Raw genomic sequence first — 1,771 nt, forward strand, 5'->3', positions numbered from 1 at the left:
ACATACAATCGTTTATGATGGAGCAGTTGACAAGATACTTGCAACTGTGCTTGGCTGGGGTTATAATGATGGGAAAATATTGATATGTGATATAAAAGATTATGTACCAGGTCAAACAGAAAATTTATATGCTATAGGCGGTGGAGCATGTGAAAAGATAAGTTCTATTACTAAAGAACATTATACAATGCTAAAAGGTAATGATAGATTTGATACACTTCACAAAGTATTAGATTTTATTAAGAAATAGATTAGAAGGTAGCAACTAATTTACTAGTTGCTACCTTCTCTTTTTTTATTCTTCTTCATCAGCATAATCGTCTTCAATACTGTATAATTCTACCTCTTCAACACCGTATTTATCTTCAAGAGAAGCAACTTTAAAAATCCAATCTCTTCCGATTTTCTTGCAATCTTCACCAGTTTTAAAAGCGCCTCTTTTAATTGCACTTAATAGTGTAGCTTGAGGAACATTATATCTTTCGCTTGCATCAGCTAAAGATATGAAACCATCAAAAGTTGCATTTTCTTTTGCATTACCAGCGACTAACCCCATTTGATAGCATAGCATGAACTCAACATTTTCTACATTCATGAAAAGTTCTTCGGGAAAGCTTATTTTAGCTCCGAGGTAAGCTGGTAATAATATACTCAATATAGCGTTCCTATCTTGCATTCTGCAAGCAGAATTAAGTTGAAGTAACTTACTAACACTTAAAACTTTAGTTTTTCCTATTTCAAAACCCATATCGTAAATTTCTTTATTACTAATCATTTTAAATCCCCCTTTATCACGTCTATACATTATATATTAATCTATACACGTCAAAAAGTCAATATGTTAGTGTTTAAAAATATTTTTTCAATTTTTAACGTTATTTTTATTGACTTATGCACGTCTAGACGTTATAATATAATTAAAGATAAACAAAAAGGGGGATTTAAAAAATGAAAAAGATAACTAAAAAAGAAATAATAGAATTTGTAAGAGACGTAGTAGAAGAATATCGCGATTGGAAATTAGAAACATGTGGCTTCTATATAAAAGATAATGAATTAAATTCTTTTGTAAGCTTTGAAGGAAAAGGAATTGACATAAATGTATACAAAGAAAACTACGAAGAAATAATTTACATAGAAGATTATATAAAAGACTACAAGCGCAAGGAATACAGCTTAAAAGAAATAGATTCTATCATATATAGAGAAGTAAATGAAATGATTAGTAACTATAATGAAAATAAAGAAATGAAAATAAAATAAAAAAAATACTGGAGGAAATTAACTATAAGGGATTTAAATATCAATTTAATTTATATCGAAATGATATAATATCCAAATTATTTTAGATTAACTACGTGGAAATAAAAGCAGTGCATTCAATAATACACTGCTTTTTTAATGCTAAAGTTTTAGTTATTATGATAACTTAATCCTTCAAGTATAAACCCTACATTATTTCTGCTTCATCACTTTGCAATATTCCTTCTGTAAATTCGCTATCGCTTGATAATGTTACTTTTTTTCTTGCAACTGCTTCTATGATTGTTTAAAATAGTTTAATTTTCATATCCTTATCAAGTCCAGCGAATCACAAACAATTTGTTACTTCTTGTGAAAACTTATTTAATTCAGATTTAGTCATTTTTTCAGATAACTCTTTTCCAACCCCTTTTTTAAATTATAGTTAAAACATATTATTTAAACAATATTAATATATTGCAATAATAATATTAAAATATTACTCAAATATTATATATATAATATTTGA

Annotated in this window: 2 protein-coding genes and 1 pseudogene; 2 read left to right on the forward strand and 1 reads right to left on the reverse strand. The window is 27.2% G+C overall.

What is annotated here, in order from left to right; genetic code table 11:
• Nucleotides 1–250: pseudogene (locus tag KGF39_RS19255) on the forward strand (N-acetylmuramoyl-L-alanine amidase); the annotation flags it as partial.
• Nucleotides 251–295: 45 nt separating this feature from the next.
• Here KGF39_RS19255 and KGF39_RS19260 read toward each other — a convergent pair.
• Nucleotides 296–805 (reverse strand): hypothetical protein, encoded by a 510-nt coding sequence (locus KGF39_RS19260; RefSeq protein WP_227823550.1) that lies wholly within the window; start codon nt 803–805, stop codon nt 296–298.
• A gap of 143 nt (nt 806–948) precedes the next feature.
• Here KGF39_RS19260 and KGF39_RS19265 point away from each other — a divergent pair, with 143 nt between their 5' ends.
• On the forward strand, nt 949–1,263 hold the full coding sequence (locus tag KGF39_RS19265) for a hypothetical protein (protein WP_227823551.1): 315 nt from the start codon (nt 949–951) through the stop codon (nt 1,261–1,263).
• Nucleotides 1,264–1,771: the final 508 nt, after the last annotated feature.

Origin of the sequence: Clostridioides sp. ZZV14-6345, from assembly GCF_020657775.1 — a bacterium.
Taxonomy (GTDB): Bacteria; Bacillota; Clostridia; order Peptostreptococcales; family Peptostreptococcaceae; genus Clostridioides; species Clostridioides difficile_D.

Bases quoted from the DNA above. Each gene is read 5' to 3' on its own strand.
- KGF39_RS19260 (WP_227823550.1), bottom strand. From the start codon at position 805: ATGTATAGACGTGATAAAGGGGGATTTAAAATGATTAGTAATAAAGAA.
- KGF39_RS19265 (WP_227823551.1), top strand. From the start codon at position 949: ATGAAAAAGATAACTAAAAAAGAAATAATAGAATTTGTAAGAGACGTA.